The organism is Alteromonas sp. KUL17, from assembly GCF_006538305.1.
Classification (GTDB): Bacteria; Pseudomonadota; Gammaproteobacteria; order Enterobacterales; family Alteromonadaceae; genus Alteromonas; species Alteromonas macleodii.
In genome coordinates, this window is sequence record NZ_BJKJ01000015.1 from 92,894 (window position 1) to 118,141 (window position 25,248).

18 protein-coding genes and 1 pseudogene are annotated in these 25,248 nt (G+C 41.8%); all 19 read right to left on the bottom strand.

Annotated features, from left to right (window positions below; translation table 11 throughout):
* Position 1 precedes the first annotated feature (1 nt).
* Positions 2–2,869: a TonB-dependent receptor gene (locus KUL49_RS13835; RefSeq protein WP_165477909.1), complete on the bottom strand. Its 2,868-nt coding sequence runs from the start codon at positions 2,867–2,869 to the stop codon at positions 2–4.
* Positions 2,870–2,941: 72 nt separating this feature from the next.
* Positions 2,942–3,961, bottom strand: coding sequence for a FecR domain-containing protein (locus tag KUL49_RS13840; RefSeq protein WP_131137679.1), 1,020 nt, complete (start codon positions 3,959–3,961; stop codon positions 2,942–2,944).
* Between the two features lie 52 nt (positions 3,962–4,013).
* Entirely contained in the window at positions 4,014–4,541 is a 528-nt protein-coding gene (locus KUL49_RS13845) for an RNA polymerase sigma factor (protein WP_131137680.1), read from the bottom strand.
* Positions 4,542–4,690: 149 nt separating this feature from the next.
* Positions 4,691–5,311, bottom strand: a complete 621-nt coding sequence (locus KUL49_RS13850; protein WP_131137681.1) for a hypothetical protein — start codon at positions 5,309–5,311, stop codon at positions 4,691–4,693.
* Positions 5,312–5,594: 283 nt separating this feature from the next.
* The gene (locus tag KUL49_RS13855; protein WP_131137682.1) at positions 5,595–6,740 is read right to left on the bottom strand and encodes an alpha-hydroxy acid oxidase; all 1,146 of its coding nucleotides are present in this window, start codon (positions 6,738–6,740) and stop codon (positions 5,595–5,597) included.
* Positions 6,741–6,857: 117 nt separating this feature from the next.
* Positions 6,858–8,153 (bottom strand): L-rhamnose catabolism isomerase, encoded by a 1,296-nt coding sequence (rhaI, locus tag KUL49_RS13860; RefSeq protein ID WP_131137683.1) that lies wholly within the window; start codon positions 8,151–8,153, stop codon positions 6,858–6,860.
* A gap of 9 nt (positions 8,154–8,162) precedes the next feature.
* Entirely contained in the window at positions 8,163–10,355 is a 2,193-nt protein-coding gene (locus tag KUL49_RS13865; RefSeq protein WP_131137684.1) for a bifunctional rhamnulose-1-phosphate aldolase/short-chain dehydrogenase, read from the bottom strand.
* A gap of 164 nt (positions 10,356–10,519) precedes the next feature.
* Positions 10,520–11,908, bottom strand: coding sequence for an FGGY-family carbohydrate kinase (locus tag KUL49_RS13870; RefSeq protein ID WP_131137685.1), 1,389 nt, complete (start codon positions 11,906–11,908; stop codon positions 10,520–10,522).
* A gap of 360 nt (positions 11,909–12,268) precedes the next feature.
* On the bottom strand, positions 12,269–13,066 hold the full coding sequence (locus tag KUL49_RS13875; RefSeq protein ID WP_131137686.1) for a DeoR/GlpR family DNA-binding transcription regulator: 798 nt from the start codon (positions 13,064–13,066) through the stop codon (positions 12,269–12,271).
* Positions 13,067–13,198: 132 nt separating this feature from the next.
* A complete protein-coding gene (kduI, locus tag KUL49_RS13880; protein ID WP_131137687.1) occupies positions 13,199–14,029 on the bottom strand; it encodes a 5-dehydro-4-deoxy-D-glucuronate isomerase in 831 nt (276 codons plus the stop codon).
* A gap of 44 nt (positions 14,030–14,073) precedes the next feature.
* Complete coding sequence (locus KUL49_RS13885) at positions 14,074–14,847, bottom strand: glucose 1-dehydrogenase (protein ID WP_131137688.1); 774 nt, start codon at positions 14,845–14,847, stop codon at positions 14,074–14,076.
* A 26-nt stretch (positions 14,848–14,873) separates the two neighbouring features.
* A pseudogene (locus tag KUL49_RS13890) lies at positions 14,874–16,165 on the bottom strand (TRAP transporter large permease).
* A complete protein-coding gene (locus tag KUL49_RS13895) occupies positions 16,162–16,665 on the bottom strand; it encodes a TRAP transporter small permease (RefSeq protein WP_131137689.1) in 504 nt (167 codons plus the stop codon). Before KUL49_RS13895 ends, KUL49_RS13890 begins: the two are co-directional and overlap by 4 nt.
* Positions 16,662–17,657 (bottom strand): TRAP transporter substrate-binding protein, encoded by a 996-nt coding sequence (locus KUL49_RS13900; RefSeq protein WP_131137690.1) that lies wholly within the window; start codon positions 17,655–17,657, stop codon positions 16,662–16,664. Before KUL49_RS13900 ends, KUL49_RS13895 begins: the two co-directional genes overlap by 4 nt.
* Before the next feature lie 2 nt (positions 17,658–17,659).
* Complete coding sequence (locus KUL49_RS13905; protein ID WP_131137691.1) at positions 17,660–18,625, bottom strand: sugar kinase; 966 nt, start codon at positions 18,623–18,625, stop codon at positions 17,660–17,662.
* Between the two features lie 166 nt (positions 18,626–18,791).
* Entirely contained in the window at positions 18,792–20,240 is a 1,449-nt protein-coding gene (locus KUL49_RS13910; RefSeq protein ID WP_131137692.1) for a sulfatase-like hydrolase/transferase, read from the bottom strand.
* Positions 20,241–20,309: 69 nt separating this feature from the next.
* The gene (locus KUL49_RS13915) at positions 20,310–22,019 is read right to left on the bottom strand and encodes a cytosine permease (protein WP_131137693.1); all 1,710 of its coding nucleotides are present in this window, start codon (positions 22,017–22,019) and stop codon (positions 20,310–20,312) included.
* Between the two features lie 417 nt (positions 22,020–22,436).
* Positions 22,437–23,567, bottom strand: coding sequence for a ParB N-terminal domain-containing protein (locus tag KUL49_RS13920; protein ID WP_131137694.1), 1,131 nt, complete (start codon positions 23,565–23,567; stop codon positions 22,437–22,439).
* Complete coding sequence (locus tag KUL49_RS13925) at positions 23,564–24,490, bottom strand: ParA family protein (protein WP_131137695.1); 927 nt, start codon at positions 24,488–24,490, stop codon at positions 23,564–23,566. Before KUL49_RS13925 ends, KUL49_RS13920 begins: the two co-directional genes overlap by 4 nt.
* Between the last annotated feature and the right edge of the window lie 758 nt (positions 24,491–25,248).

The window sequence follows — 25,248 nt, forward strand, 5'->3', positions numbered from 1 at the left end:
TTTAATAGCGATAAGAAATGGCAAGAGAGTAATTACGACCACTTACCGTAGTATTGTATGGACGATAAGAAGAATCGGAGTACTGAATTTCTCGTTCATCAGTGAGGTTAGTTGCTTCAATCCTTAGCTCTACACTGTCCGATATTTGATAAGCGACTACCGCATCCATATATAGCGTTGATAGAAATCCTGTCTCATTTTCATCAACCAAGGTTCCTCCATCTACTCTTGCAATATACTCATCGCGATAGGTGGCTGAAAGCCTTAGGCTCAATGCGTATCCCTCAAGATAGGCGGTAAGATTGGCCAATAGCGGAGAAAGATAAGGCGCAGTCTTTTTATCTAGGCGGTCACCAGTATTAGTGTTGTAGTACTGAACATTTCCAAATGTATAACTAGCATTTGCCACTACCCCAAAGTGAAACACGTTAAGGCGCGACATATAGTCGCCCAGTGACCACTCTAATTGCACACTCCCTTCTACGCCATATAAAAAATAAGTGCTTTGGTTCGTTGGAGTTACAACATCTATGTAGACACGGTCAAAATCACTAGAGAATAGTTCAGGATAATCGCTAGCTACATCACTCAAAAGCAAGCGTTGACTAGTGGAAGCTAAACTGTTTTTTATCCATTTACCAAATATATTAGCTGAGTATCTATCGGTTTCTCCCGGATAGGCTTCGAAGCTTAGATCGAGATTGTAAGCACTTATAGGCTTAAGCCTATCATTGGGAAGAATGAATACATTTTCGTCTTCGATAAGCTGAATATTTCTTGTCAAAGTATCCAATTCTTGGTGGCCTATCGTTCTGCTCATTCCAACTTTAACTACTTGCTCACCTTTTCTGTAATTAAATTGTATGGAGGGAAGAAACGCAATATTGCTTAAGTCATAGCGGTTTCTATGACTAGACTGAAACACAGAAATAAAAGACGCATCACGCTCTGCTCGTAGTCCCGCATCGAATGTCCAATCACGACCTTCGACAGAGTATTGAGTAAAGAAAGACGTTCTTTTTTCTTTTATCAGGTTGTCAATAACTCTATCGGGAGCATAAGACAATAACAGTGAATCCACCGAAGAAGGTTTGTTGTAAAAAGAGAATACCTCTTCTGGTCTAAGGGCTAACCAATTTAAATGCTGATGACTATCAAAAACATAGGCTGTGCTTTGGGGTACTGATTCTCGTGTAGATGACCAGCGTTCTTTTAGGATGTTTTGAATATCCGTATATTTGGCCGTATTTTCAAACTGCACGAATTCCAAACCCAGCTCCCAACTACTTCGGTGGCTTGCATTTACCTGTATCTGACCTTTCGCGTAAGTAAAATTAGACGTGGAGATAAACTGCTCAGAGTCGAGTTCGTTCATTTGCCACATATCGGGTTGAGTCAACCCCGCACTATATTTTATATCAGGGAAGTAATAATCGCCTCTGTAGTCAATAGAAATATCACTTTCTCCTCTCATGTAAGCTCGAATACTCTGAGGCATTCTATACCTAGCACTTTGCATACCTAGCACGCCATCAAATACAAGACTGCTCGACAGTCTATGCTTAAAGTTCAGTACGGTTTGTTGAAACTGTGTTGATACCTCCTGATGACGGCTTTCTGTTCCAACACGAGCATTTCGGTAATTCGCGTAAACGAGTTCGTTCTTTGAGTTAACCTCTGCATCAGTTAAAAAAGTTTTGCCCTCGATTATTGGCGTAGACTGAAAACCCCGTGGGTAAAGATGATTCTCTTGTCGTTGGCTATCGAGTCGGCCGTAGATCCAGTCGATTGTGAAGTGACTTGGCTCAGTTTGATACTCTATAGTCGCCCCGATACCTAGGCGGTCCATGTCTCCTCGCCACACGGAATAACGATTTCCCCTTGGAACCCTAATTTCTTGATCCTGCCAAGCGTCAACCAATTCAGGCTCTAAAGCAGAGACATCCGCCCCTTCGGGAGCAAGTGGCCTCCATCTAAAGGTATTTGCGCCTTGCTCTTGATACGACCTTTGTCCGTAGGCTGCAGAAATCAACATGCCCCAATGCTGGTTGGTTGAAGACAGAGTAAATGAAGAGCGGTTTGAAAGACCTTCAGCATATTGGTTCGTATCGATTTGATGAGAAACGTTCCAATGTAGTCCTGGTGAATCGAAAGGTTTTGCTGTGGTTAGTGCGGCAATACCAGCTACGCCGCCGCTTGGTTGCCCTACAGAGTAGCTTTTAAAAACTTTAATCTGATTAAAAAGTTCTGAAGTAAACAAGTTGAGGTCAAAGGAACGATCTCTATCTCTCTGTGTCCTGCTATCCATAGGAGAGTCATTGTTTGAAAGTACAGGCATTCCATTAATCGTTACCAAGGTAAAGTCGGGGTCTAGACCTCGAAGCACCACCTGCCGCCCCTCACCAGCTTCCCTCGTTATGCTCATTCCTGGAATTCGTTGCATCGATTCTGCAAGATTTCTGTCTGGGTATCTTGAAATGTCTTGAGCGACGATAACATCTGCGACCTGTTTCTCGTTGCGCTTTTCTTGTCTAGACAGGTTTAGTGAGCCCCGAATTCCGTTAACGTTTATTTCTTCTATAACGGTTTCGTCAATTTTACTTTCAGGCTTTCGGATGACTACCCCACTACTCGTAATGCTATAAGTTAATCCTGTTCCATCTAGCACTTTTTGTATCGCGGTTTCAAGCGTATATCTGCCAGAAATAGCCGGCGACATTACTTCTTTAATCAGGGAGGGCGATGCGATATAACCAACGCCGAACTTTTCTGCAATTAACGCTAAGCTTTGACTCAGTGATGTTGAAGTCAGCGTTATACTTTCTAGTCTCTCACGGTCAACGGTAGATGCATAAGTGAAAGAGCTCATGTCACTGACCAATAGTGACAAAACAAATACTACTCTACATCTACACGAGACGTGTTTAAGCATGGTGAGTGGCTACTTTATTTGTCTCACTATGTAATCCGAACTCGTTCGTTCGACCGAGAATTCTTGCATTGAAGATAATAAGTTTAGAGACTCACTAATATCACGTAAACTAAACCGCCCTGAGATTATTACATCTGGGTCGCCAATGTAGTTGACGTGTCGTGATGAATAACGGTTCAATCTTGCTATCACCTCGTTTATAGGTGTGTCTTCAATACTTAACCACCCCATCCTCCAACTTGGGAGCTGCTGTGGCGTAAATGCCGAGTTTGATGTAATAACCCCGTTTTCGAGCGTAATTTCTTGACCTCTATTTAAGAGAATTTCGCGGTCGGCGCTAACTCTTACCGTACCCTCGTAAACTTTTACAATAGTCTGACCTTTTAGCCTATCAATGTCGAAAGCAGTTCCTACAACTGTGATTGTTGCTTCATCTAAATCGACAATGAACGGTCTTTGTGGCGCATGCGTTACGTCAAAATATGCCTGACCTTTAGTGAGGTTAACCTCTCTCTTTTCAGCGCTAAACGCTACACTTATTTGACTATCACCACCTTGATAAACAATTGAGCCGTCATCTAATACGTTGGACCTTTCTTCTGTTGTAGAAGTTGAAATAACGGTGAAAGTACTGGTTTCATGGTCAGCAAGGGCAGACAGTTGTTCCTCAGAGTTCGCCGTTATATCGACATTACCCGAAGAAAAAAACACGACCACACATGCAATACAGGCTGCCGAAGCAATTGACCAACAAGTAGCTATGCGACTGCGAGCCACTTTAGCCTCTGCACTTTTATTATCAGTTAGATCATTTTGTGCTAGCGGCGCTTTATTTGTTGTGAATTTTGTAGAGAGAGCGATTGACCGTGCAGCGAGCTCGGGCTGCCCCATTGCGGTAGCTATCTTGCGAAAAGCAGCCTCATTTTCTTCTATAGCAAGCCAGTTTGCGAAATCACTCTGCTCTTTTTCGCTTAATTCATCAATGCGATCAAACCAGTCTGCTGCTTCCTCTATAACTATTGATGTCATCTTATTACGCCGTTAACCCTGTACAGTAAAACCAAGAGGTAGAATTTCATCTTTAGTTATCCTCAAGCCATCCAGCTTCTTCAAGTTTCACAGTAATTTCTACCATCGCTCTTGTTAAATGCTTTTTGACCACCTCAACACTTACATTTAACCTTCTTGCGATGTCATCTCGCGCCAAGCCTTCTACTCTTCGAAGCAGAAAAATTTCTCTTCTGATAGGTGACATGTTTAGGAGTATATTATCTACTAACGCCAGTTTCTGTTGATTAAGATAAGTATTACTTGGCGAATAGTCGTCAGATTGAATACTTACTTCTTCGATATCGACGTACTGCGGAAAACTTTTTTTCTGAAAATCGTATAAGACTGTTTTCGACACAGTGATCATATAGGCAAGTGGAGACTCTAAATCAGATAACTGCTTGCTCCTCTTCGTCCTTAACACTGTCTCTTGAAAGATATCGTCAGCTTGGCTTTGATCGACTGTTAAGCTTCGGATGAATGCTTTAAGCGACGTGAGTAAATCTTTTACGTCGTTATTTTCTAGCTCATCCCAATGTAATTCTGCCGATGGTTTCATTATTCGTTAATTTACTGAAATTCCATGAAATTATCATATATCTTTTGTATGACACTATGATTTCAGAAGCCACGGAACACCTTTTAAAATCTAACTGTACGCCTCAAAGACTAAATGAAGTGAGGTGAGAAAATTCACCTCACTGAAAATTAATAGATATCTAGATAAAACATATCTTTGAGCATCATGTTTTCACCTTTTAAATAAGAAGGGTTTCGGTCACAAGTATTTTCTGTTCCGTCAATGACTCCAGCTAAAACCCTTCCTCCATCAGTTCTACACACCGTTCTTTCATGCGGCCTAAGATCCCTGTTAATTGGGTTTGTAGAACCAGGGAAAACACTATTTTGTCCAATACTAGAAAGTTCTTGAACTCTCGGAGCCCATGTTTGACCCGGCCCTCTGGGATCTTTCCAATAGTAGCAGTAGTTCCCCGTCCCAAATGCCCAACTGTCGAAAGATGCCCTACTACGCTGGTCGTGATAATTACCGTGAGAGTACTTTCCTACATAAACTACTGGGTGACTACCATCGGTTTCGATTTCTGAGACTGGTTTGGTGTACCTACCATTGTGCTGCCAGTAAGTGACGTGCTTTATCGAGCCATTTACAGTGTGCACAGTTACTGGCTCCCAATCATCTGAGTGACCATTGTCAAAAGTAGTACAACCATTTTGATTACCGTAGTAAGCCCAGTAAGTAATGAGTGAATGACTATTTCCGCGTACTAGTTCGGAATAGCTTTCTACATAAACAGAAGGAGGTGACACCTGAAATGACGATTTGCTATTGCAATTACCAGAGTTAAGCCCCTGAGCGGGTTCAGTTGGCCAGCACTGTAGATCGTTTCTTAGTTTAAAAACAGGCCTATAATCCTGTACTTCTGAAGTACTAGCTAAAGATGGAAAAGATAAGATAGCTATAATTAATGCAGCGATAGTCTTCATAGTTAATCCAATCAGGTTAAGTTAGTTCGCAGTTAATTTAAAACTACAACTATGAAGACTAATGAATAATCAAGACGGGGACGAAAATAGTACGTGATATTAGAACTTATCTAAATCGAATATGATCGCGGTTAAGGTCACTAATTTTTGAACAGCCCATTAGTCGCATATCGCGCTCGATTTCCGCAACCATTAATTGCATCGCTCTTTCTACACCTTTTTGGCCCGCCGCGGCTAAAGCAAATAGATAATAACGCCCTAAGCCAACAGCTTTTGCTCCAAGCGCTAATGCTTTTAAAACGTGAGTGCCTCTTTGAGCACCACTATCAAATATAACATCTATTTTGTCGCCGACTGCGTCAACAATTTCAGCCAGATGATCAAACGAACTTCTCGAACCATCTAACTGACGACCACCGTGATTAGAAATAACGATTCCTGTGCAACCGATATCCACAGCTCGCTTTGCATCTTCGACACTCATTATGCCCTTCAAGCAAAACTGGCCATCCCAGAACCTGACCATCTCTTCAACATCTTTCCAATTCATCGAGGGGTCCAACATATTAGTGAAATAGTCACCTATTGAGCTAGCACCGCCTCCCATATCGATGTGGGCGTCCAACTGAGGAAGTGAAAATTTCTCGTGGGTAACATAGTTGATCCCCCACATTGGACGTGTTGCGAATTGCCATAAACCTTTGAGGTTGAGTCGAAAGGGAATAGCAAAACCTGTCCGTAGATCGCGCTCTCTGTTGCCACCAGTGATAGAATCGACTGTTAGCATCATAACTTCAATATTAGATTCTTTAGCTCTTTCCATCATAGCTCTGTTTAAGCCACGATCCTTGTGGAAATAGAACTGATAAACTTGCGGTGTGTTATATTTTTTAGCGATTTCTTCCATGCTCACTGTACCAAGAGAAGAAACCCCAAACATCGTTCCAAATTTTTCCGCTGCTCCCGCGGTCGCGCGCTCACCTTGGTGATGAAACAAGCGTTGTAGCGCCGTAGGAGATAAATAAACGGGAAGAGCCAACTTCTGCCCCATCACCTCAACACTTAAATCAATGTCTTTTACACCAGTCAGAACGTTTGGAATAAGATCGCAACTCTGAAAGGCTTCAGAGTTACGACGCATAGTTACCTCGTCGTCAGCTCCCCCGTCGATATAATTGAATATAGGACCAGGAAGCCTTTTTTGCGCTAACTTTCTAAAATCATGATAGTTATGACAATTACTCAATAACATATGCGTTTTCTTATTCCGATAGTTTGACAACAGCTACTTATATTATTCTTATTCTTTTTATTCTTCTTCAATCGCTTTTTTGTAGAGTACAGGTAGAAAGCGGCTACCAATTTTTACCTACACAATCCCTGAGCCAGTGGCATTAGGGTCACGCGGACGTTCTTTATCCATTCTTTCTCTGTAGTCGACAGAGCGGTAAGCGCCGATAGGGTTAATCGCCGCTGATTGACGATAGCGAGCCATGGCCAAGATAGGCGTAACATCAACGTTAAATGCTTTCTTAAGCTCAAGCGAGGCCATCATCGCATCATTGTCTTCTTGATAACCGTATAGCGCTTCTCTGTCCACTAGTAGTGCTTTAACGTAAGAACGTTGCACTTCGATTGCAGAAATAATCAAGCTTTCGATAGGATCAGTAACATTATGTGATTGGTCCAACATATAAGATGGATTGAACTCTGCCTGCTGACGATATTCAGCATCGACTAATTCATTAAAAATTAGGAATTGTTGATATGGATGCAGTGAACCACTATCTAGATCGTCATCGCCATACTTACTATCATTGAAATGGAAACCGCCAAGTTTCTTAAACTGAATCAGGCGAGAAACAATCATTTCAATGTTTGTATTCGGTGCATGGTGGCCTAGGTCAACAAGTGATTTACACTTTGGACCTAAGTGCATAGCAGCAAGAATATTCGAGCCCCAGTCTTGAATTACTGTTGAGTAAAATGCTGGTTCAAACATTTTGTGTTCGATGTGCATTTCCCAGTCGTCTGGAAGTCCTGCATAGATTTTTTCCATGCTAGACAAATAGCGTTCAAACGCACGTTGGAAATGCTGTTGACCAGGATGGTTAGAGCCATCACCTACCCACACCGTAAGACTTTTGGCATCTAGCGCTTTACCGTACTCAATACAGTCTAGATTGTGTTGAATGGCCAACTCACGAGATGCTTCTTGCGTATTGCTTAAACTACCGTATTTATAAGACGCTGTCTGACCTTTCTGATCTTGGAATGTATTCGAGTTAACAGAAACCCACTTTATCCCATATTCGTCAGACGCTTGTTTCAATTCGCTGAAGTCGTCCACTTTGTCCCAAGGAAAGTGAGGAGACACACTATCTGTACAGCCAGAAAGTTCATTAATCACCGCGCAGTCTTCGAGTTTCTCAAAAATGTTGCGAGGTTCACCCTGTAAAGGAAAACGGGCAAACCTTGTACCGCCTGTACCAGTTCCCCACGAAGGAACAGCAATTTGAAAGTCTTCAGCAGCCTTGGTGAACTTCTCGATATCAATACCATCACGTGCTAGCTTCTCAGCAAGTGCGTCATAGTCAGTTTTAAGGTTGCTATATAGCTCTTCGTTTTTTTCGCTTATTAAAGCTGAATCTATTCTACGTAACATAATATACTCCTAGCGTAGGAAGGCTTCGTGCAAACCGCCGTCTACACTAATAATTTGGCCTGTGGTTTTATTAAGCTGACCAGATACAAGAAGATAGGCTGCCTCTGCTTGATCCTCAGGCGTAATAGGCGACTTCGTAAGTGTTCTCTGCGCGTAGAATTCTGCCAAACGTGTACGAAGTTCCTCAGTGGAGTCTGACTCTTGGAACGGAATATCATACTTAGTTAGCGAAGATATAACGCGGTCGCGTGGGAACATGCTACTACCCTGTACAACAGTCGCAGGTGCCAGCGCGTTAACGTTTACAAGCGGTGCTAGTGTTACTGCAAGCTCACGCACTAAGTGGTTTGCTGCAGACTTACTTGTATCGTAAGCAAGTGAACCTTTCTTCGATACAGCTCCATTCACACTTGTAGTTAAAACCATTTTTCCTTTAAGCCCTTGCTTCTCCCAAAGCTTTTGAGCTTCAGAGGCAACAACATAACCACCTTTAACGTTAACATTAAAGCTTAACTCAAAAACTTCATCGTTTTTGGCCAAATCAGCGCCTTCTGCAATGAAAACCCCAGCTGTCACGATAACGTTATCGATACCGCCGTATGCCAGCGCAACATTCTTGAATAGAGCTTCTACTGTTTCACGTTTAGTAATGTCTACCTCAAGTGCTATTGCCGGACCGCACGAAGAAATCCCCGTACCCGCAACACCGATACCTTTTCCGTAGATGGCCTCTAATTCTTCAGCAGTTGCTTTAGCATTCTCTAGTCGCAGGTCAGCACATACAACATGGGCGCCTTCTTTAGCTACTCGGTGCGCAGTAGCTTTGCCAATTCCATCACCGGCACCGATAACCACAACTACGTCTCTTGCAAGTGGCGCTTCTTTAGGCATGCGCTGTAATTTTGCTTCTTCTAGCAACCAATATTCGATATCAAACGCTTCTTGCTGTGGAAGCGCAACATATTCATCAATCGCTTCCGCACCGCGCATAACCTCAATCGCACAGTTGTAGAATTCAGCTGTTACACGAGACTCAGATTTATTCTTGCCCCACGCGACCATACCAACACCTGGAATTAAGCAAATAGAAGGTGATGAAGCACGTTGCGCCGGTGAATTATCATGCTTGCAGGCTTCGTAGTAGGCGCTGTAGTCCTCTTTGTATTTTGCTACACCCTCTTCTAATAAAGTCTTAAGCGTATCAATTGAATCCGTTTCTGGATTCCAATCAACATATAAAGGCTTAATCTTTGTGCGTAAGAAGTGATCAGGACATGATGTGCCAAGATCAGCTAGACGAGCTGCGTCTTCACTGTTTACGAAGCGAAGTACATCGTCATCGTCCTGTACTGTGCCAATTAGTTTGTTCTCGCCTGAAACCAAGCCACGTAGATAAGGTAATACTTCCGCAAGAACTGTGTCGCGCTTTTCTTTTTCCAACTTCGCGTATTTTTGACCGCCAAAGGTCATTTCGCCTTTGTCGTGGCTCTCAATGTAACGCGCTGCTTTTTCGATGATGTCTAAGCTCAACTGATAGCACTCTTTACTATCGTTCGCCCAGTTAATCACGCCGTGACCGGCGAGAATCACACCTTTCGCGTCTGGGTAGTCTCTGCAAATCTGCTGTAGTTTAAGACCAAGGTCAAAGCCCGGGCGCTGCCACTCAGTCCACACTAACTCGTCGCCAAAAATCTCTTGGGTCAAGGCCTTACAATTTTTGCTAGCCGCAACTGCAATGACTGAATTAGGGTGCATGTGGTCAACATGCTTGAAGGGAATAAACGCATGTAAAGGCGTATCAATAGAGGTTGCTCGCGGATTAAGATTAAAAGTAGCGTGCTTATACATAGCCACCATGTCATCTTCGATCTGGGTTTTTACACCCACTTCGTCTGCAGAATTATAGATGTCTTGAAGAGCTATTAACTTATCCATGTATAGTGATGAAAAGTTTTCAACTTTTGACGTTCTTAAATCACCACCAGAGCCTTTTACCCAAAGAACCTCGACTTCTTCACCCGATAGTGGATCTTTTTCTATGATTTTAGCTGACGTGTTACCGCCACCAGTATTTGTGATTCTTTGATCGTCACCAAGTATGTTAGAGCGATATACCAGATTTTCTACTGGAGATAGTTTACTAGCCTCTTCGTCGTTCCAAAGATAGTTAACATGCTTGAATTCGCTGGGATTAAAAGCCATGGCCGAGTCCTAAGTTATTAGTTGAATATGTATCACAAATGTGAACGTCGATTAATACGCCCACAATACACGCCACTTCCAATCCTTGTCAATCAATTTCAATCATCTATGATTGATATTTGATTGTTAGTGTCATGAAGTGTGTACTAAATTGATTAATTCTTTTAGTTTTGAGCGCCTTTGATTGACCTATGCCATTCTTTTACATACGCATTCAGACCAAAGAAATAAGAAGGCTCAACGGTTTCTAGGTCAAGCTTGTGTGCTTTTTCACCATATTTAATAAGTGCAGCCGCTCCTAGTACAGTTCCGGTATTGTCTGAAGATGCGAATACGGTTTGGTTTGGTCTCAATTGAGCAACAAGGCGACAGAGTAAAGGATTCTTTAAAAAAGCCCCTTCAATGTAAATCGGACCTTCAGCGTTTAAATCACTCAGACGCTGATTGATCATTAGTGCGCAGTAAAGAGTAGCAATGGCCTGCGGAGAGCTTGGTTTTTCTGGACATAGCAAGCGAGGTTTAATACCCGGAAACGGCCCATTACCTTCACTAAAATCCGGAGTAACAAGCCAAAAGTTACTCAGAGCATCTTGAATTGCGCTCTCGGTCGGATTCATCTTTATATTACCGCCCAAAGTTGTACATATCCTTTCGTACTCTCTCCCTCCCATGAATCTTGCACAGGAAACTGGGTTACCATTAATGTCAACATTGGCAAGCGTATCTGTTTTATTGTGAAGAGAGCTTACAGTCCCACCAGACTGCATTAAGATAGTCCAAGTTCCAGTAGATATGACGGTGAACTCATCATCTTGTTCGCCGCTATTCAGATATCGTAAAAAGCTCGCATTACTATCATGAATACCACAGTAAATCTTGCACGATGTCGGTAGAGCGGTCTGTTTAGAAACATCATCAGTCACGTTTCCGACGCAATCCCATGCTTTCTTCAAAGGAGGAAACAAGTTAGACCACCCTTTCTTATTTGCAAGAGAAGAGTATTCACCCTCTATAGGCTTCCATAAGTCTGTGTGACAGCCCAATGACGTTACTTCAGAGCTTAGCTCAGCACCTAGCCTCCATGCCCAATACTGCGGATACAATAAGATTGTATCCGCATTCGAAAACGGCTCTGGATACTTCCTTTGTAACCAATATAATTGCTTGGCTAGGTTTAAACCTGCTGGAAGATAAGGCGAGTAAGTTTCTTTGAAAACTGGGCGTTCTGACTTGTATAGCTCAGCGCATTCATCGATACCTTGATATTCATAATCTAAGATGGGAAGCGTGAGCGCTCTTGATTTATCTGTAACATTGCTATCAATAAGCGCAGCGGTTGCCCCATGGGTAGTCACAACGAACCCTTCGACATTTTTAGTGTGGGTGCATGACTTTAGCGTCTCGACAATCCAGTCCCATATGTTGTCGACATCTGCTTGAGGGTATTGGCCCGCTATAGGGGCGTTTTTGCAACTGAAACTCGCTACCTGCTCATGATTTGACACAAACAATAGTTTTATATGAGTTTTACCAATATCTAAAACAGCTTTCACTCTAACGCTAACTCCAATGTTTGAAATGAAGGAGATATCCGAAAGTACCCAATGAATAGCAAAGGAAACTACGGTAACGCTCTATTCAATCGATAATTTTGATTATTTCTTGGATACTCCAAATTGTTAACGCAATGTATAACAAAATGTGACTGAAAATGAAAGCTTTTGATTAATGATAATTGAATAGAGGGTTTGCGTGAGTGGCATACCCTTGTTGAGGAAACGAACTTTTTATTAAACAATAAAGTGAAAGAGGTCTCAAAATACATGAGACCTCGAAGAACTGTTAACTTTTTGAATAGGTCAGACGCAAAATCAAGCGTGCAAAGTTGTCAATTTCAAACGCTGCATTAACACTTATGCAGCCGCGAGGGTCTCCACATCCACAACAATGACTTCTACACCGTAGCTTTTGATTTCATCAAGCTGTGCTTTGTCCGCGCGATTATCCGTAATCACTATGTCAACCGCACCTAATTCGCAGAAAACCAGATTGCTCTGTAAACCAATTTTACTGCTGTCAGCTAATACAACTAACTTGTCCGCTTGCTTACGCAACTTCTTTTCCGCCAAGATTAAGAGGGGGTCAGATTCCATTACTCCATACTTGCTAATTCCTGGCGTTCCCATAAACATCATAGTTCCGCGGTAGTTTTGAGTTGTATCATTTTCAAACGAACTCAAAATTATACTCTGTTTTCGGTAAACCTCGCCGCCAGGTAACGTCACCTGATTTTGGCTGTTTTCCACTAGGTCCTGAGCAAGAACAAACGAGTTGGTGAGTACGTTGAGTCGCTTATCTCTCAAAAATTCTGCCATCATAAATGTCGAACTACCGCCATTAATGATAATTGATTCACCATCATTGCAAAGCTCGCATGCGGTTTTAGCGATAGCGCGTTTTATGTCTGCGTTTTTCTCTTTATCGATTAAAAAGGCGTTTCCAGAAAGATAAAAGTTTGAAGTAGAGCCACTATCAACAACTTGTGCGCCACCGCGAATTTTTTTGATCTTTTTCTGGGCTGATAGCTTCTTTAAGTCTCGTCTGATTGTTGCTTCTGACGCTCCGAGTTGGCTACACAACTCGGGAACACTAGCGAATGTTGACTCTTCTAGTATCTCTAGAATTAACTGCTGTCGCTGCTTTTCAAGCATTACTTATCTGTCCTAATTTAGCGTTATAGACATTAATATAAGGATCAAAGCAACCAAAATCAATCAAAAAACTCATTTCATGATTGATTTTGATAAAATTTATATACTTGATAGCTATTTTCAGTAGATTATCTAGCTTAGAGAAGAAATTTCGATATGGTCCATGTCATCAAATTCTTGGTTCTCACCGCCCATAGCCCAGATGAAACTATAGTTAGTCGTACCAACTCCACTATGAATAGACCAGCTGGGTGAAGCAATAGCAACTTCAGGTGCTAATGGTAGCGTTTTAACTTCTTTAGGCTCTCCAAGCATATGAAACACACGTTCGCTCGGGTCAAGGTCGAAGTACATATATATTTCAGTTCTACGAAAATGCGTGTGAGGTGGCTTTGTATTCCAAACGCTACCTGTTTTTAACTCTGTAATCCCCATCACTAACTGACAACTGTCCACGATTCCTGGACGAATTGACTGAAAGATCGTTCTCTCATTCGATGTTTCTTGAGAACCAAGTTCAATATGTTTTGCGTCAACTTTAGGCACATGAACTGTTTTAGTTACACGGTGTGCTGGGTATGAAACCATATAGAATTTTGCAGGTACATTTGGGTCATCCGATGACAAGGTAACTTCTTGGCTCCCTCTCGACACGTATAAACTATCTTTTTGCGCCATTGTGTAGTTAGTGCCATCAACTTTAACAGCCCCGTTACCACCAATGTTAATGATGCCAAGTTCTCGCCTTTCACAAAAATAATCGGCCGCTAATTCTTTGTGTGTAGGTAGCTCAATAGGTGAGTCAGTCGGCATCGCGCCACCGATAACAGCCCGGTCGACATCCGTGTACGTAAGTGAAAGCTTACCGGGAACAAAAAGAGGTTCAGTTAAGAAAGCCTCTCTAAGTTCTTCATTGGTCATACTTGGGTAGCTGCGTTTATTTGTAGAGAAAAGAAAATTCATGCGATACCTTTTTATCGTGAGGTAAAAATTTGAATGGGCTCGCTTTAGCGAGCCATCCAGCCACCGTCAACAAGCAATACATGCCCGTTAACATATGATGAGGCCTTTGAAGAAAGGAAAATAGCTGCACCTGCCAGGTCATCTGGTTGCCCCCATTTATCCGCAGGAATTCGGCTACTAATACTTTCAAACCTCTCTTTGTCTTGACGGATATTGAAAGTATTGTCTGTTTCGAAATAGCCAGGGGCGATTGCATTAACTTGAATGTTTTTGTTAGCCCACTCATTAGCAAGTGCTTTAGTTAACTGGGCCACGCCGCCTTTACTCGCTGCATAGGCTGGTACTGTTATTCCACCAGAGAAACTCAGTAATGATGCAATGTTAATTATCTTCCCGCTACCTTGCTTAAGCATCTGCTTGCCGGCTTCTCGGCAAAATGTAAATACGCCATTTAAGTTAATATTTATTACTTCATTCCAGTCTTCATCGGAAAACTCGTGCGCTGGTGAACGCTTAATTGTCCCCGCGTTATTTACTAAAACATCAATTCGGCCATGATTCTCGACTATCTTGTTTACAGTATCGATTATTTGAGACGTATCTGATTGATCACATCCATAACCTGCACATACAACATCTTTCTTAGATAACATTTCAATAGTCGATTCTACACTTTTAGTTGAAGAACCAATCGCTATTACTGTCGCACCAGCTTCTCCAAGAGCGAGAGCAATGCCCTGCCCTAGCCCACGACTAGCGCCTGTAACGACTGCAACTTTTCCGTGTAAGCCAAATTGTCTACTTAAATAATCAGACACGTCATGTCTCCTAACTTTATTTGTAATTAAATGAGCCCCAGAAGCTTAGGTAAAAATTCACTGATTTCTGGAAAAATAATGGTAAGTGCAAGTGCAACAATCATTGCGACGTATAAAGGGAATATAGGTTTCATCATCTTGCTTATAGATACCTTTCCTATACTGCACCCTACGAATAAAACGCTTCCTACTGGAGGTGTGCATAGCCCGATAGATAAATTCAGAATCATCATTATCCCAAAATGGAGAGGCGATATATTCAGCATTTCAGCAATGGGTAAAAATATAGGGGTAAATATCAGTACCGCTGGCGTAACATCCATAAATGTGCCTACAGCGAGCAAAATTAGGTTCATTATAAGTAGTATAATGATGGCATTTTCGGATACTGATAATAGTGAATTACTTATGGCTTGCGGTATTTCTTCGTAGGACATTAGCCACGACATTGAGGCAGAGGCACCGATTAGAAACATGACGATCGCTGTCGTACCTACCGTTTTTAATAAAATTGGGTAAAGATCTTTAACTGACAACTCTTTATACACACCAAGAGCCAATAAAAGGGAATACAGTACGGCTATCGCCCCAGCCTCTGTCGGTGTAAATAGCCCCCCTATAATCCCACCAATGATTAGCACGATTAAGAATAAACAGGGGATAGCGCCAAACAAACTTGGCCAAAACTTCCCAACTTCAATATTACTGCCCGTTGCAATTCCAGTCCGTTTGATATAGATGCCTGCACCTACCATTAAAAGTGCAGTGACCAATAGACCTGGCAAATATCCAGCTATAAACAGTGCTGCTATTGATACTCCGCCACTAGCGAGTGAATAAATGATGAGAATGTTACTAGGGGGAATTAGCATGCCTGTCGTTGCTGCGGTAACAGTGACGGCGGTGCTAAATGGTCTGTTGTACCCCTCTTTCTCCATTGCAGGGATCATAAAGCCGCCGACTGCGGATGTTGCAGCAACAGCAGAGCCCGAAATCGAACCAAAAAGAGCACAGGAAATAATGTTTACAAAAGCTAACCCCCCTGGGAGCTTCCCAACTAGCACCTTGGCAAATTCAATCAGCCTAACTGCGATCCCGCCTTGCCCCATCAGGTACCCAGATAAGACAAAAAAGGAATCGCTAATAACGCAAAACTATCAACTCCTACTGCTAGCCTTTGCGCTAATGTGGTTAATGCAGGAAGCGTATCAATCGTTAAGAGCATAGTCGCTAAAGTCGCTACAATGATACTCACTGCGATTGGAACGTTTATCAAAAGTAGGATAAAAAACACACCAAAAAGTACAAGTGAAGTCATAGCGCGTGCTCCCTAAGATTGTTAGGATCTTTCAATTCCAAAAATCCCCATACCCCGTATAAGATGAACAGAAACCCACTTAACGGTACTACTAAATAAACGTACCCCATAGGGATGCCAAGTACAGGGGATTCTTGATTTAGCAAAAATGTGATGTAAGTAAGATTGACTCCACCTATGACTAGAACGCCCAGAGCGAACAAGATTACTAGCACGTATCCTAACTTTGCCGTTGTAATCGCAGCGTTACTCTGCATCTTTTTAGTTAAGTAATCGAACCCCAAATGGCTGTGGGTATGAAATGCATAGGCACTGCCAAGCAAGCTAATCCATATCAAGAAAAAGCGGGCAAGCTCTTCCGTGAAGGAACTAGGGTGAGGTAAAACGAAACGCGTTATCACCTGCCAAGTTACATTTAAAACTAACAGAGCCATCATTGTTGCTAATAATGCTCGCAACGCTTTATTTAGCGTAGGAATGATTCCTGAAAGTGTCTTCATTGTTCTACTCCTAACGACTTTATTTGCTTAACAAGCGCTTCCAAATCGCTACCTTTTAAAGATTCGTAGACGGGGAGTACACTCTCTTGAAATACACTTTTGTCGGCCTCAATAACTTCCACACCGGCTTTCTTTACTACTTCTAAGGATTCTCGTGTTGATTCGGCCCACAGCGCCCGTTGAAAGTCGGTAGCAGCCAACATCGATTCTTCCAACCACTTCTGTTGTTCAGTATTTAACTGTTCCCAGACATGGGTACCGATGATTATCACGTCAGGTATTGAGGTGTGTTCATCTAAGATAAGGTACTGACTAACTTCGTAGTGCTTTGAATAGTAAAAACTTGGGAGGTTATTTTCAGCACCATCCACCACCCCCTGCTGGAGCGATGTATACAGTTCCCCCCAACTTACTGGTGTGGCTGCACCGCCCATCGTATTAACCATGGACACAGCAGTCTGGCTATTCATTACTCTTATTTTTTGCCCTTGTAGATCATCAGGCGTGACTACTTGCTTCTTTGTTGTGTAGAAGCTTCTAGAGCCGGCGTCAAAATAGCCTAGTCCTTTGAAGCGATATGGTTCGCCGGCGGATAGTAACTCTTTACCAACGTTGCCGTTGAGAGTATTCCAATAGTGTTCTTGGTTATTGAAAAGGTAAGGAAGGCTAAACACTTTCATTTCAGGCACAAAGCTCTCTAACGCACTCGCCGAAACTTTTGTCATTCCCATACTGCCTATTTGAATGAGTTCAAGGACCTCCCTTTCGTCACCGACCTGTGATGATGGATAAATGACAATAGACATTGACCCATTAGACCTTCTTTCGAGTTCCTCTTTGAGAAAAACGAGTCCCTTGTGTACAGGATGGTTTATATCTAACTGATGCCCAAGACGAATAACATAAGTCTCGTCTTCAGCGTCAGTGTCGCACCCTTGTAACGCTATAACTGGAATCAATAGGAGAATTTTTAGCAAATGTTTAATTTTCATTCTTACGCTCCTTTGAGTGAAATGCTTTTAGGAACTATCGCTCCTTTATGCATGATCACTTGTGCTGCGCAAAACTGACCATCACGGATACATTTTTCTAGACTTTCTCCCTTCGCCTTGGCCGCTAAAAATGCACCGTTAAAAGAGTCACCAGCTGCTGTAGTATCGACAGGCTCTACAACGTTAGGAACGTCAAACTCAAACTTCCCATCTTTATTAGCCGCAAGAATGCCGCTAGCGCCATTCTTAACAATGACTTCAGAAACACCGCATTTTAGCCAGCGCTCAATACAATATTCCATTGAGTGCTCTCCATGTAGGCTGACCTCATCTTCCATACTCAGAAGAGCCAAATCTGTAAGATTCATTATTTGGTTAAACGCTTTTGAGGTTTCGCTCAGCGAAGACCAGTTCCTTGCCCGATAGTTATTATCAAAAATAACCATGCCGCCACGCACACGGAATTCACTGAGAAAATCATAAAGTGCTTTTCGGGTTGATTCAGAATAGATTGAAAGCGTTATACCGCTCAAAAAGATAGCGTCGTAATCTTTAATCTCGTCTAAACTTTCTGGAAATTTATCTATTAGGTATTTTGCTGGGGAGTTAGAACGCCAATAGTGGAAATGACGTTCGCCATTGGGCTCATTTTCAATCAAATACAAACCCGGCACACTGTTTTCCAATATCTTCACATGCTTAACGCCGACTCCTTCCTCTTGCCAAAGCGAAAGCATTTTACTGCTAAACGAGTCATCGCCCAGTGCCGTTACATACTCGACGTTCCCCCCACAGCGAGAAAGATAAATAGCGGTATTAAGTGTATCTCCGCCATAATTGAGTTTATAAAGCTCACTATCACTGTTAGATAACTCAATCATACATTCGCCAATAATAGCTAACTTCACTTCTCTTTCTCTCCATCCCTTAAACTCTGTGTAATGAAACTTACAGGCTGTTACACTCATCAAGAGCCTTTAAATAAATGTAAAATGATTGTATATGAACATAAAGCAATCATCAACACTCAAAATCAATCACAAAGGCCTATTTTGATATTTTGGAAAGTTGGAAATTATTAAGTGATGGCTCCCCCCCCCGTAATAACGAGGAAGAGCCCTAAGCATTAAGGATTTAATTAGACAGGAGAGTATTCTCGAAACTTTTTCTTGATTTAACTTCTTCACTTCGCGCATTTTCGTACTTTTCTATATACACATTTGCTCGCTGCAAAAGCCCATTAGTTAAGTACTGGTATTTTTCTTCATACGCAAGATTAGTAGTTTCGAGCGGGTCGTTTTCCAAATCGTAAAGTTGCACGTAGTCGTTTTTATAGAAATTCACAAATTTCCAGTGTGCTGTTCGTAAACCGTACATGGGCGGAATAGGAGCACGTTTCGGTTGGTACATATGCTCAAAGAAGAACTCATCTCGCCATTCATCGACTTCCTCTGCGCCAATCAATGGTATTAAACTGCTTCCTTGATAACCGGCTGGAATAGGTAAACCGGCAAAATCAAGTATTGTAGGTGCAATATCAATGTTAAGTGCAAACTCGCTTATTTCCTTGTGCTTTGGATTGCGAGGGTCCTTGATAATAAGAGGTACTCGTAGGTCTTCATCCCAGCCGAACCACTTACCTGCCAATTGGCGCTCATTCAATGCGTACCCGTTATCCCCGGTGTAGATGATGATCGTGTTGTCATCCAAGTGAAGAGACTTAAGAAGCTCGTTTAAAGAGCCGACTGCGTCATCGACGCTACTAATAGCTCGATAATGTCGTTTCACTATTCGTTGATACATTTCTTCAGTTGCGAACCGATATTCCCTGCGAATTCTTCCCATAGAAGTTTTTAGAAAATCCGGGAGCGTCTCAAAATCTTTGTCATCAGAAATATTTGCCTTTGCTATATCAACATCAGAGTACATAGAGTCAAATTCTGGTGGATAATGAAACTGGTCTTCCTTGTCCGTATCATGTGCATGGGGATTCCAAAAATTAACAGCCAAAACCCACGGCTTATCCCCTGTTGATGCTTGCTTTATAAATTTACTCGCAAGATTTCTAATGTAATGTGTCTGTGGTATTTGCGTTCCTTCCCACTCATTAGTTTTTGATTGAAGAAGGGGCTTGAAATAATCGAATCGTTCATCATCTTCTCCCGACAGTTTTATTTCATATTTGCCGACAAATCCTGTGGTGTACCCTGCTCTTTTTAATAACGCTGGGTACACGTTTGATGATTCTTCTTTGCCCGTAGGAGGTCGTCCGAAAGTAAAATCGTGAGTGCGCTCAGTTAAACCTGTCAAAATGCTGATTCGACTAGAAGCGCATATCGGAGTTGTCACAAAAGCGTTTTCAAACACTACACCTTCATTAGCTAGAGCATCGAGATTAGGCGTTTGTACTTGAGACGAATTTCTACTTAACAAATCCCAACGATGGTCGTCAGCTAATATAAAGAGTATGTTGGGAGGTCGATTATCAATGGATGCAGCGCTTTCTTCGTCAGTTTCAGCTTTGACTAAACACACTTGGAAGCAGTTCAGAAGTATTATTAGAAATGAGATCGGTACTTTCACAATAATCGTCCTGTAAAAAAAAAGCCCCTCTAGCTCACGGTGCCAGAGGGGAAAGCCTACATCGGAAAACTAATTGTCAGAAGCTTGTGCTTCAACGATAGGTACTTCATCGGTTTCAGCAGCATTGGTATTTGCAAGATACACGTATGTAGCCGTTACAAAATAAATTATCGTTGCTGTTAATAACGGGGAATGCAAAGCGCTGTTTCCGTTATCGAAGTAAGCTATAACGCCAATAACCAGACAAGTGACAAGTGAGGCAATAGCTACAAATGAAGCTAGAGTAACTATTGGCGACAATTTCTTATTCGGGACTTTTATTGATTCTCTGGAAAGGCTTTCCAAGAAGTGTTTCTCTTCCAATCTACGGTTTGACTCCGCGGCTTCTGCAATCGCTGCTTCAGGAAAACTTTTCTTAGCGCCCATAGCAATTGATAGTAGGCAATACAGCACCGTAGAGTAAACCCATATGGGGATTAGAAGGAAAAACAAGTGAAGTACGCCTGACTGCTCCAGTAAATAACTTAAACCTAGTGCTGTAAGCCATGTGATAATAGCCGCCCAATTTGTATTGTTTCCTTTATATTGAGACCAGTAACGAGTTAAGCCCATTTTAGGGAAGAGCCAATGCTCAGCCACAATAATTGCACCTACTGGCGCCATCATTAAACCCATGATTCCAACGAAACCAAGAAGCTGAGAGAACACGAAAGGGAAACACGCGATAATGGTTGTTACAACACCAACGACTATCGTAGATTTCTCTCTACTCCATTTTGGATTAAGAGAGCTGAACGCCAATCCTGCGCGGTAAATAGTAGGGTTAGACGTTGTCCACCCTGCGATAATAACTGCAATGATTCCGCATGTACCCAATGCCTGATAGGCGACTGCACCAGGGTCTAGATTAGTAATAGCTGTGCCCAAAATTATTGCTGCACCGGCTCCCATGATGCCCGCACATATCCATGCCATATAGTGGCCAATAAACATACCTAGTGCAGAGAAAAAGCCGTATCGAGAATAGCGAGCGAAGCGCAATAACGTCATGTCTCCCATTCCTCCATGCATCGCTAAGTTCGCTACCCAAGCAAACGCAGCAACATGCCAGAAGCCCACTTCGCTACTGGTTTTTACCCATATAGATTCATTAGCGATTGTGTAGAAATCTGAAAACGAGGAGATATTTGTTATTCCAGGTGTAGATTCGATAAGAGCAGGAAGTAAAAATAACGCTCCAACGATAAACATCAAAATCATCCATGGCGCACAAACTTCGGCAAAAGCAGCTAGCTTCTTAAAGCCTTTCACGGCCATAAACACGACAACCGCTCCTACAAAAAGGGCGACTAAAACGAACCGTAGGTCAGATGGAAACCAGTCTACCTGGGGAGGGATGTCTAACAATATTCTTACCGCTGATGCGGATACTGTAATCATTGCTCCTGCAAGCACACTAAAAAGAATACCATTAACAACACTATATAATTTGATTGTGCCTTTACCTGCTATTTTTTCTAAATAGGCATATAGGGTTAGACGAGTTTCGGTGGCTATTGGCGCGGTTAACAAGCCCCACGTGAGTACTGCGAGTAAATTACCTAAGAGAAGACCAACTAGAATGTCACCAGCACCAACTCCCCACGATACAAAAAGTGCTCCAATTACAAATTCAGTTCCGGCAACATGCTCACCTGCGTAACTCCCTGCAAATGCTCGAGCTGGCTGTAACTTATTCGGGCTTATTGGTTGTGTTTCAAACTCATCTGAACTCGACACATTTCCTCCATTATTTTCATTCTAGGCTTATATATCTAAAGCCGCTTAAAAGGAAGTAAAGATGATTACTTTTGAGCGATTATGACCTAATTGTAATGAGCAATCAATTAAATTGTTATAAAATTGTGTTGGCAACCAATAGGTAGAAGTTAAGATCAACAATAAGAAAAATCTTATATTAAGAGCAGGCTCGAATTTTGTTCATAGGCGTTAACTAGGGAGTATTAAAGATATATTGCATCCTATAAAAGTAATATTGGGGGGAAATTTAGTTACAGTCTTTCCGGATTGAATACGCGAAAGAAATATAAACTATAAGTTCAACAACAGTTAAACAGCATATTAAAAAGCGCTACACCCCTTATTTTATAAGAGGTATAGCGTCTATAAAGCTTAAAGTTCCCGCGGAAACAGAAACTATTTCGAGAGAGACTTAAACAATTCCTTCAGAGCATTTTCCAACATCATTGGGTCATTAAAATCTATGGTTTCCCAATCAATTCCCAATTCTAGTTGGGTAACATCTTCAGTTAGTAAACGTTTAATGGCTGATATGTCGTTGATTTTTACTCTAGGTAGCGAAATGAACTGTTTAGACCTACCAACTTTTTTAGCTACAGGAGCCTGCAGATATTTATGGCATTTCCCCTGTGATTGGAGTGACTTGAGATATTTTTCTACCTCCTCCCTGCCCTGTTGCTCAGCTTTGATTATCTCTTCGTATAATCCTCGCAGAGATTCTACAATTCTATTTTCAAGAAGAGGCATTACAAACTCTCTGTATTCATGAAGTTTGTCGTACCGGTAAAAAGTAGTGCGTCCTATGCCTAGATATGAAGTGACAACGCCTGCTCTGCTTTTTGATAGCTTTTCACCTTCAATACTCTCCAACTCGAGAACAGCATTCGAATAGCTGTTTAACGCATCAGGAAGTGTTAAATCACTGCGAGAAAAGTTCTCAATATGCCGCAATACGTTTATATTTTTAGGCTTTTCTGCGTATATTTTTACTTTTACTTTGATTAAACCGCCGTATAGATAACGTATCGCATAATATCTCCTATGACCGGCAACGATTGCATAATCAGACATGTTTTTACGCCACACAGCGATTGGGTGAACTAATTCGCTATGTTTCAAAGTCTCAGCTAGACCTTTGATCTCCTCTATCTCTGCGTCTACTGCATCGTATCTAGGGTTGCTTTTATCAAGCCTGTTTTCAATAAGTCCTTTTTCGCATACGACACAATTCGTTAACGAGGCAATTGAATCAGCATCGTCACGTTTAGCAAACTTAACAGGTAAATATCGTGGGTTATCTGATTGAGGCTGTATGTAGTCGACAAGTACTCTGTCTATTTCAGAAGACGTTTTAAAAAGAGGGTCGTCGTGAACGTTACTTTCTTTGGATTTATCGCGTTGCTTCAAATCATCTAACATCTGTTGCGATTTCTTCGAAACACCCTCGCCCGACTGAAACTTACTGATCAAATCCTCTTGCGAAGATGGCTTCACCACTCTTCGGCTTCTCGGCTTTTTAGCAGTCATACGTCATCTCCCCATAAGCTACTTTCAATTAATGCATAAAGTTTTTGCATTTCACTTTTAGCGTGGTGGTTGTGAACATAGTTAAAATGTGTTTCGTCAACTGACGGCCTCTCCATAACTCTATAGCAGTTTCGTTGTTGAAGCCAAAATGGACTCATGTACTTTCCAGTTGGTCCCTCGCTATCGTAAAGCTTAGCTAAGGCAACCTCGTCTTTTTGAGTTAACCTTGACTTACTCGGCACTTTATTGGGAACTACACCTACAATTTTCAGAGGGTTATGGGCTCTATCTTCATTAATTCGATCGATACGGTTAAGAAGCATAGGCACGCCATCGATTGAGTCGTATTCTGGTTCAGTGGGAATAATTACATGTGTAGCAGCGCCCAGCATACCAGCAGATACGGGAGATTTACTCGGCGGGTTATCAACGATGACTATATCGTAATCGTCGGCCAGCTCCTCAACGGAGAACCAATCTCGCATATGAGCAGTTATTTTTGAAACTAACCTGTCTGACTCTGGAGTTAGTGCAAGCACCCTATCTACATTCCCTTCCGAAGGCAGTACCTTGATGTTTTCAAAAGCAGTTGGATATTCGTATACGGGAGAGTTAAACAATATGTCGGTACTCGTATTTCTTCCACTCCATTCAGGGTCATCGATGTCATCAAACTCTGGATGTAAAGGAGCCGCATACTCATCGTCTCCTGGGATAGCGTCCATTTTCAAAAACGCTTTTGATGAGTCTTGCTGAGAATCATAGTCTAGTACTAAAACACGTCGTTTCTTACCTCTTCCATTCGGGCCACCAGTAGCAAGCAGGTAAGCTATAGTAGAAGCTAAAAAAGTTTTACCTACACCGCCTTTGCGGTGATAACTGGAAAGAACACGCATTCCATTATACAACTCTGTTTTGTTCATTACTCTAACCTTATTTCAGGACATAGAGTTATATTGACATGGCAAGTAATTAATGTCTCGGATCGAATCTTTAGAAGTGACTTACTTTAAACTTTACTTTACGAATAATGTAATTCAACAACTTGTCCGGAGCGAGGCTATACAAAAAGTGGAAAGTCGAATACACACAGCTTAACTTTACTAATCAGAGATACAAGTAGTAGATTTTTGATACGTATTCGGTTTAGCAGGTCAGCAGAAATTTATCTTCTTTTTCTGTTAGAGGTCACTGCTAACAGTCTATCGATAGTAAAAAATGACGTATTTATACAACTATTTCTAATGTGTGAAAGGCCGCTTATTATTAGCTTTCCATCTTTAGTCCACTCATTTTTTCCGCGGAAACATTCATATGTAACAAAGACAGCTTTATTTCTTCAAGCGTCTTAGTTGGTGATTTCTTTACAATCTTACGAAGCACACATTCATCCGATTCTGCGAAGAGCATAGAAATTATTGTTAGAGCCTCTCTCCCTGAATAGTTTGTTCCTATTTTGTAAGGCTCATTAAATGAAATATTATGGATAGGCTCAAAGCCTCGAATTCATTGGGCTACGATGAATTTAGAAGCAGTTGTTTCCGCGGAAACAACTTAAGCCCCGAGAAGCAGAAACAGAGTACTCTTATTCAACTGTATTCACTGATACTTTCTTTCAGGTCTTGAAAAGCACACAATCATCCGGTTCAGCGAGGAGTTTAAAAATTATTGTTAGAGCCTC

Bases quoted from the DNA above. Each gene is read 5' to 3' on its own strand.
- KUL49_RS13875 (WP_131137686.1), bottom strand. From the start codon at position 13,066: ATGCTTGAAAAGCAGCGACAGCAGTTAATTCTAGAGATACTAGAAGAG.
- rhaI (WP_131137683.1), bottom strand. From the start codon at position 8,153: ATGTTACGTAGAATAGATTCAGCTTTAATAAGCGAAAAAAACGAAGAG.
- KUL49_RS13840 (WP_131137679.1), bottom strand. From the start codon at position 3,961: ATGACATCAATAGTTATAGAGGAAGCAGCAGACTGGTTTGATCGCATT.
- KUL49_RS13900 (WP_131137690.1), bottom strand. From the start codon at position 17,657: ATGAAAATTAAACATTTGCTAAAAATTCTCCTATTGATTCCAGTTATA.
- KUL49_RS13845 (WP_131137680.1), bottom strand. From the start codon at position 4,541: ATGAAACCATCGGCAGAATTACATTGGGATGAGCTAGAAAATAACGAC.
- KUL49_RS13925 (WP_131137695.1), bottom strand. From the start codon at position 24,490: ATGAACAAAACAGAGTTGTATAATGGAATGCGTGTTCTTTCCAGTTAT.
- KUL49_RS13835 (WP_165477909.1), bottom strand. From the start codon at position 2,869: ATGAGCTCTTTCACTTATGCATCTACCGTTGACCGTGAGAGACTAGAA.
- kduI (WP_131137687.1), bottom strand. From the start codon at position 14,029: ATGAATTTTCTTTTCTCTACAAATAAACGCAGCTACCCAAGTATGACC.
- KUL49_RS13895 (WP_131137689.1), bottom strand. From the start codon at position 16,665: ATGAAGACACTTTCAGGAATCATTCCTACGCTAAATAAAGCGTTGCGA.
- KUL49_RS13905 (WP_131137691.1), bottom strand. From the start codon at position 18,625: ATGAGTGTAACAGCCTGTAAGTTTCATTACACAGAGTTTAAGGGATGG.
- KUL49_RS13920 (WP_131137694.1), bottom strand. From the start codon at position 23,567: ATGACTGCTAAAAAGCCGAGAAGCCGAAGAGTGGTGAAGCCATCTTCG.
- KUL49_RS13855 (WP_131137682.1), bottom strand. From the start codon at position 6,740: ATGTTATTGAGTAATTGTCATAACTATCATGATTTTAGAAAGTTAGCG.
- KUL49_RS13865 (WP_131137684.1), bottom strand. From the start codon at position 10,355: ATGGCTTTTAATCCCAGCGAATTCAAGCATGTTAACTATCTTTGGAAC.